The organism is Vibrio ichthyoenteri ATCC 700023 (assembly GCF_000222605.1).
Classification (GTDB): Bacteria; Pseudomonadota; Gammaproteobacteria; order Enterobacterales; family Vibrionaceae; genus Vibrio; species Vibrio ichthyoenteri.
The window spans coordinates 20,605-27,100 of record NZ_AFWF01000256.1 but is presented as its reverse complement, the minus strand read 5'-3'; the positions used below and the strand labels follow the sequence as shown (position 1 = coordinate 27,100).

At 45.4% G+C, this 6,496-nt stretch carries 8 protein-coding genes; 1 reads left to right on the top strand and 7 read right to left on the bottom strand.

The genetic code is table 11. The features are described from left to right. Positions 1–38 precede the first annotated feature (38 nt). Positions 39–1,232, top strand: a complete 1,194-nt coding sequence (manA, locus tag RH85_RS17145) for a mannose-6-phosphate isomerase, class I (protein ID WP_006713970.1) — start codon at positions 39–41, stop codon at positions 1,230–1,232. A gap of 135 nt (positions 1,233–1,367) precedes the next feature. Here manA and RH85_RS17140 read toward each other — a convergent pair whose 3' ends face one another. From RH85_RS17140 to RH85_RS17110, 7 genes are all read right to left on the bottom strand, one after another. Further along, entirely contained in the window at positions 1,368–2,504 is a 1,137-nt protein-coding gene (locus RH85_RS17140; RefSeq protein WP_006713969.1) for an iron-containing alcohol dehydrogenase, read from the bottom strand. 250 nt (positions 2,505–2,754) lie between these two features. Further along, entirely contained in the window at positions 2,755–3,576 is an 822-nt protein-coding gene (locus RH85_RS17135; RefSeq protein ID WP_006713968.1) for a hypothetical protein, read from the bottom strand. A 120-nt stretch (positions 3,577–3,696) separates the two neighbouring features. Further along, positions 3,697–4,020: a cupin domain-containing protein gene (locus RH85_RS17130; RefSeq protein ID WP_006713967.1), complete on the bottom strand. Its 324-nt coding sequence runs from the start codon at positions 4,018–4,020 to the stop codon at positions 3,697–3,699. Beyond that, positions 4,001–4,645, bottom strand: a complete 645-nt coding sequence (locus RH85_RS17125) for an HAD family hydrolase (protein ID WP_006713966.1) — start codon at positions 4,643–4,645, stop codon at positions 4,001–4,003. Before RH85_RS17125 ends, RH85_RS17130 begins: the two co-directional genes overlap by 20 nt. Further along, positions 4,642–4,986, bottom strand: coding sequence for a MazG nucleotide pyrophosphohydrolase domain-containing protein (locus RH85_RS17120; protein ID WP_006713965.1), 345 nt, complete (start codon positions 4,984–4,986; stop codon positions 4,642–4,644). Before RH85_RS17120 ends, RH85_RS17125 begins: the two co-directional genes overlap by 4 nt. Positions 4,987–5,097: 111 nt before the next feature. Further along, positions 5,098–5,937, bottom strand: a complete 840-nt coding sequence (locus RH85_RS17115) for an arylamine N-acetyltransferase family protein (RefSeq protein WP_006713964.1) — start codon at positions 5,935–5,937, stop codon at positions 5,098–5,100. A gap of 9 nt (positions 5,938–5,946) precedes the next feature. Next, on the bottom strand, positions 5,947–6,495 hold the full coding sequence (locus tag RH85_RS17110; protein WP_039949254.1) for a flavodoxin family protein: 549 nt from the start codon (positions 6,493–6,495) through the stop codon (positions 5,947–5,949). Position 6,496 lies beyond the last annotated feature (1 nt).

Genomic DNA, 6,496 nt, shown 5'->3' with positions numbered 1-6,496 from the left:
TTCTAAGGCATGTATTGGTTCTGACGGGAGCAATCGAAATGAATAGTGCCTTATACAAACTTGATAATGTTATTCAAAACTACATCTGGGGTAGCCAAACGGCGATCACCGAGTTATTTGGTATTGGCAATCCAGATCATCAACCTCAAGCAGAAATCTGGATGGGTGCGCATCCAAATGGTTGCTCAAAAATTGCCAGTAACGGCATGCTACTGTCTGATCTCATCGCGCAAGATCCAGTCTCGGTATTAGGCGATTACACCGTTGAACGTTTTGGCGATCTACCGTATTTGTTTAAGGTTTTATCGGCCGATAAACCGTTGTCAGTGCAGGTACACCCGAGCCGTAGCAAAGCGATTGAAGGCTATCAAAAAGAAAACTTGCAAGGTATTGAGCTCGCAGCAGGCAATCGTAACTATAAAGACGCTAACCATAAGCCAGAATTGGTTTATGCATTAACCTTCTATAAAGCGATGAACGGCTTTCGACCAATCAATGATATTGTGGCGCTGTTTAATCAAGCCCATATTGAAACATTGCGCAGTGAGATTGATGCCCTGCAAGACAGACCAAGTGCGGCAGGTCTGCGAGCGTTTTTCTCTGTGGTGATGAACTTATCTGGCGAGCAAAAACAGCAAGCGCTGAGCGAGCTACATCAAGCCATTGAGAGTAAAGCGAAAACCAGCAAAGCGCGTGAAGCATTTGCCTTAATTGCTGAGTTTCGCCACGAGTATGCTGATGATATTGGTCTGTTCTCACCGTTAATGCTTAATGTGGTTGAGCTTGAGCCCGGTGAGGCGATGTTCCTTCATGCGGAAACCCCGCACGCGTATGTGAAAGGGACAGGCTTAGAGATCATGGCTAACTCAGACAACGTACTGCGTGCAGGCTTAACACCAAAGCATATGGATGTGGCAGAGCTTATCGACAATACTCAGTTTGTGTCGATTGATCCGACGCAAATCAAACTGACCCCGTACCAAATGGAAAACAAAATCGGTTACCCAATTCCTGTCGATGACTTTGCTTTTGAAGTGTTGAAAGCGGACATCGAAGAGAAAGCCCAATATGTGCGCGGCGCTGAGATTCTGTTCTGTGTCGAAGGGGAAGTGACGGTACGTGATAACCACGAATCGGTGACGCTAAAAGCTGGTGAGTCGGTGTTTGTTTGTAGCAGCGCTAAGGTGTATCACTATCAAGGTGTCGGCACCTTGGCTCGCGCATTTAACTAGCTATCCCTAGCTTTAAACCTTATAAGCAGCTCGCCTATTGGCGGGCTGTTTTTTTATCGATAGCTATTGTGCAATGGTGACAAAAAAAGCCTCTGCTTGGCAGAGGCTTGATTGGCATTTTATTCTCGCTTTTGCTTAACCAAAGTAAGCGCGGCGGTAGATCTCTTTCACATCCGCTGCCGTTGGCGTGCCTGGGTTGGTCAGTGTGCAAGGGTCGTCAAACGCGTTTTGGCTCATACGATCAAGTACGGCAAGGAAGGCTTCTTCGCTGATCTCAACTTCGGTGATTTCTTTGAAGGTGAGTGGGATGTCCAGTTTGGCATTCAGCGCACGCAGTTCATTTTCGATGCTTTCTAAGCCTAAGTAGCGCTCAATTTCTGCGTACTTATCGGTTGATTGTTTGTTGTATTCGATGATGTACGGCATCAAAATCGCGTTAGCAAGACCATGGGTTACACCAAACTCACCACCAATTTTGTGTGCAAGCGAGTGAACTAGGCCCAGTGATACGTTTGAGAATGCCATGCCTGCAAGTGTGGAAGCATTGTGCATGTTGTCACGCGCGACCATGTCATCGCCGTGTTTGTAAGCCGTTTCAATGTTCTCAAATACCAACTTAACCGCACGCATTGCCAGTGGGTCGGAGTAGTCGTTAGCAACCGTTGAGGCGAAGGCTTCGAGTGCGTGGGCCATGACATCCATACCGGTATTCGCCGTAATATGTGGTGGCATTTTTGCAGGTAAAGCGGGGTCGATGATCGCCACATCAGGCACGATATGCGCAGACACTATTGGGTATTTGATGTGGTTTTCTAAATCGGTGATCACCGAGAATGCTGTGATTTCAGAGGCTGTGCCGCTGGTGGATGGGATGGCGACAAATTTGGCTTTAGTGCGCAGTGCTGGCATTGAACCGACCGGAATAATATCGGCAAAATCCAGCTGTGGATGTTCGTAGAAACACCACATTATCTTCGCTGCATCAAGCGCTGAACCGCCACCAATGGCAATAATCCAATCCGGTTCAAAATCACGCATCGCTTGTGCGCCTTTGACCACAGTTTGCACCGATGGGTTCGGCTCTACCCCGTCAAATACCAAAGAGTCAATTCCCGCTTCGCCCAGTAATTGCTGAGTTTGGGCAATGAAACCAAACTTCTTCATCGAGTTGCCGCCTGTCACGATGACCGCTTTTTTACCTTGCAGAGTTTTCAACGCTTCCATCGCGTTTTCCCCAAAGTAGATGCTTTCAGGGATCTTAAACATGTTCATGTGATGCTTCCTAGAGTCAAAATGATAAAACAAACTGCGGAAATATTACCGCTAAGTGTTGCGTTAAATTTGATCAGCATCATGGAGCGATTAGGCTCGAATTCGCCTTAGGATTTTACGTGCGATTTTAGGAGTGTAGTGTCAAAAATGATGAAACGAAGTGCAACGCGCTGAGTTAATTTCGGCACAAAATACCTATTTGCTGAACTGTTATAAATGCTAATAACTGTCATAAGATATTGTTTATTATCTATTTAGTTATGATTTTCGAGTCTAGTTTTTCTGCTAATGAATAGGCAAACTCTCTTAGCACACGCGCGTTGTCTCCATCCTCTGCATGCCCGCAAACTTCAGCTCGGTAAGTGGTTTCCGGATTGGAATAGATGGGTAATAATTCATTTTCGTAGCTCATTACGGTGCCAGCGGTTCCACATTTGTAAGCACGAGCATAAGGTTTTAAGTGATGTTGTAGGTCGGGGGGCGTCGTCGATTGGAGCCACTTACCCAAATTGGGAATGGGGTGACCTTCCAAGTGCTCTGCCCAAGCGAGATGGCCAAGCTCGTGCTCTAAGGTAAATAGCGAACTATGCATTGCCAGAGCAAAAAATTGCTGGCTGAGGTTCGTCTCAGTCATTCCTGAGAAACCCGTAATGTCCTGATACTTCTTCTCTAAGACGATCCCGTAGTATTGATTAGGCATTGGAAACAATTGATGCAAATTGTCGGTGTTGAGGCGTTTTTCGAGTTCGCGATGGATAGTGTACATGTCCTGAATGTTGTTTTTGTCGATATCGACATAAGTGATGTTACCGAGAGAGCGCGTCATCGGAATGCAGGAATTGGTTAGAATGAGATTGGATTGTTTGATAGAGCGAGTAAAAAAGTCGCTGACTTCTTGCTTATTTGATTGCTCAAGCACGTCATTGTCGACAAAAAAATGCACTTCTGTATCGACGATCGGTTGTGTGTCGCAGGATGGGAGTACCAAGCCTTCAGAGTTTGGTTTGGTTGCAATTGAGATAACCGTAACGCTCACCAATGCCGCAACAACCAATAAGGTTTTCTTATTCATACTTAATGCTCCATCAATCCATGAGAGCATCTTATGTTATGCAATTGGCTGTCTCATATCGAGGGAAGCGCTGTTAAAAATCAACGTGAATCGAGAGATCCATCGCAACGTCAAATAATCTTAGAGAACAACCGGATAAAACATTGCGAGCCACACAGTAGGCTCATCGGCAGCGGTCTCAATCACGCGATGCTTTTGTTGCGCAGGAATATTGAGATAGTCGCCATGCTGCAAATGAAACACTTGGCCATCATCAGATTCAATCACGCCAAAGCCTGATAACACCAACACCCATTCATGTTCCGCTTGATCATACCAGCCTTGTTCCGGCGAGGTGTGCCCATGAGAAATAATACGTTCAATCCGCACGCCTGCGGTATTGATGATCTCTTCAAAGACTTCCGTAGGTAATGAGGTAGGAATATTACTCAATAGATTGTTCATGGGTTCTCCTTGCATGAGAAAGGCCATCAGTGGATTCGATCTTGCGCCACTGAAAGTACTTTTCATCGGCAAGATTTAACATCGGTAGGTCTTCATAAGTATCGCCATAGGCATAAATTCGGCTGTAGGTGGCTAAATCTAACGTCTGTTTAATTGCCGCGACTTTATTGTTTAAACTGCAATCGCCATACAGATAGCGGCCCGTATATCGGCCTTGTTTTTCTTCTAGGGTGCTGCATAACAGCTTCAATCCATGTTGTTGGCACCAGATGGCAAGGTACGGGCTTAGAGAGGCTGAAATGACGTAGAGTTCGTCCCCTTGTTGTTGATGCCAACAGATTTTCTCTAATGCTTGTGGGCGAATGACGCTGGGCAAATAGTCGCGAACAAATCGCGCGGCAAGGGCGTCGACTTCGGCTGTATTACGGCCGCCAAAGGCCATTTTTGATAATACTGGACGGGTGTATCGCGCAGGTAGTAAGCCAAGTTTGTACAAAGCGATGACGGGGGAGGTGAGCAAACCACCCAAAATAATCCGCCGCTTAGACGTGGCGTAGAATAGAAATTCGGTATAGACATCTTGATGAGTGATGGTGCCATCAAAATCAAACAGCGCGAGATTCATGGCGCTGTTTTGCCATTTTGGGCGGGTTGCCAAGTGCGTTGCTTGTTTTTGACTTCTTTGGCTAAAAAGGCTTGTTCAAGATCGATATCGTAACGATTAGCGATGGAGCATAGATAGATGAATATGTCTGACAGCTCGTCTCCAATTTCGCCCACTTTTGCATTCGGGTCGATGGCGATGCCTTCTGTTTTACGTATCGCTTGAAACAATTCCCCAATTTCTTCACCCAGCAATAAACACTTTTCTAAAACCGGTTGGTCAGCGAAGTTACGTTCCACTTCTAACTCAGCAACATAGTGCTGAAAATCGGCCAAAGTCGGACTTGGTTTTAGATCGGGCATTGGGCTTCCTTAAAGATCAACGATTGTCTGTAGTTAGAACCTATAGCGTATCGATTTAAAGTGAACAATGCTACCGACGTGAGCAACTCCCAACGTCGGTTAGCACTGCTGTTAAGCTTTCGATGCGAGGTAATTCACTTGGTGATCAAACAATTGCTGAGCCTCATCTTCACTAAAGCCAAGCTGGAAAGTCTGGCTCAATAGCTGATGTAAGTGGGACGCGCTGGTGATGCTTTCAACATATTGTTCTTCCAATTCATCATCGTAGCGATGAATGTCTAGGTTTTTGATCAAGTGACGTTGGGTATGGGTGATCTTGGAGACTACAAGATTATGATAAAAGCCGCTGTTTGGATTCTGTGATGCATAGAAATGGCCAATATCACAATCCATTTCGGTGACTTCACTTAAATCGAAGCGATACAGCGCTTGCCAATGATCTGCTTGCCAAATCTCAAGTCGAAAGTTTTGCGGACCTTGTTGCTGGAGACGAAATTGTTGAGTTAAATGGCTAAAGCTGTGGTTATTTAATGGAATGGCCATGCGCGGTGTTTGCACACCAAAGCCGACGTCAACCAGATATTGAATACCATCGATTTCCACCAATGAGATGCGATGGGTTCGGCCGTTTTGTTCATTGCCATTTAATAATACGCGCGCCATCAAAGGACGCACGTTGAAACCAAGCTCGGTCAAAAGCATTTGAAAGAGTTTGTTGTGCTCATAACAATACCCGCCTCGTTTCTGCTCTACTAAGCGCTGAAAGACATTGTCAGGAGTCAAACTTAACTCTTGCTTGAGTAATACGTTGGCACTGCAAAAGGGCAGATGCTCAAGATGATGCGCCATCAATTGGTTGATCAACGGCAATTTTGATGATGATTCTGCATTGATTACCGTTGTGATATCACTATCGCTTAAATAACGGTTAATAAAGAGTTGCGTAGTCATTGGTGGCCTTTAAATAGAAGTGGTTAACGTAGCGCTATCGCATGATAGCTTGGCGGTATCGAGTTGTTGAGCAAATTCCAATAAGGCATTGCTATCGATATTGGCTTGGCCTGATGAAAAATCACCATGTAAGTTACCTTGGTAACTCATATCATAATAGCGGTACATTTTTGCAAAAATGCTTTCAAAGATGGGACAAACTTCGGCCTGAGCGGAGCTACTAATAATGAATCCGCGTTTATTCGCCAGCGCACGCGCTTTGGGTTTTAGATGACTCACATCCAATAGCTCAGTCATACGATCCATGAAAGCTTTCATTTGCGCGGTTGGGCAATGCCAATAGATTGGTGAGGCAAAAATGATATTGTCGGCGCTTAGTAGTGTTTCCACGAGGAGGTAAAAATCATCTTGTGGGTATTGATTGGCGTAGTTGTAGGGGGTGATGCTCAGTTCATCGAGGTTGATGATATTTAAGCTAACCTGTTGTGCTAATGCTTGTACCACTTGTGCGGTATTGCCTTGTTTGTTTGCGCTGGAGAAGAGAACTACACTGCTCATA

What these genes read in the sequence shown, in the direction of transcription:
- manA (WP_006713970.1), top strand. Translation starts at nt 39, where the DNA reads ATGAATAGTGCCTTATACAAACTTGATAATGTTATTCAAAACTACATC.
- RH85_RS17140 (WP_006713969.1), bottom strand. Translation starts at nt 2,504, where the DNA reads ATGAACATGTTTAAGATCCCTGAAAGCATCTACTTTGGGGAAAACGCG.
- RH85_RS17135 (WP_006713968.1), bottom strand. Translation starts at nt 3,576, where the DNA reads ATGAATAAGAAAACCTTATTGGTTGTTGCGGCATTGGTGAGCGTTACG.
- RH85_RS17130 (WP_006713967.1), bottom strand. Translation starts at nt 4,020, where the DNA reads ATGAACAATCTATTGAGTAATATTCCTACCTCATTACCTACGGAAGTC.
- RH85_RS17125 (WP_006713966.1), bottom strand. Translation starts at nt 4,645, where the DNA reads ATGAATCTCGCGCTGTTTGATTTTGATGGCACCATCACTCATCAAGAT.
- RH85_RS17120 (WP_006713965.1), bottom strand. Translation starts at nt 4,986, where the DNA reads ATGCCCGATCTAAAACCAAGTCCGACTTTGGCCGATTTTCAGCACTAT.
- RH85_RS17115 (WP_006713964.1), bottom strand. Translation starts at nt 5,937, where the DNA reads ATGACTACGCAACTCTTTATTAACCGTTATTTAAGCGATAGTGATATC.
- RH85_RS17110 (WP_039949254.1), bottom strand. Translation starts at nt 6,495, where the DNA reads ATGAGCAGTGTAGTTCTCTTCTCCAGCGCAAACAAACAAGGCAATACC.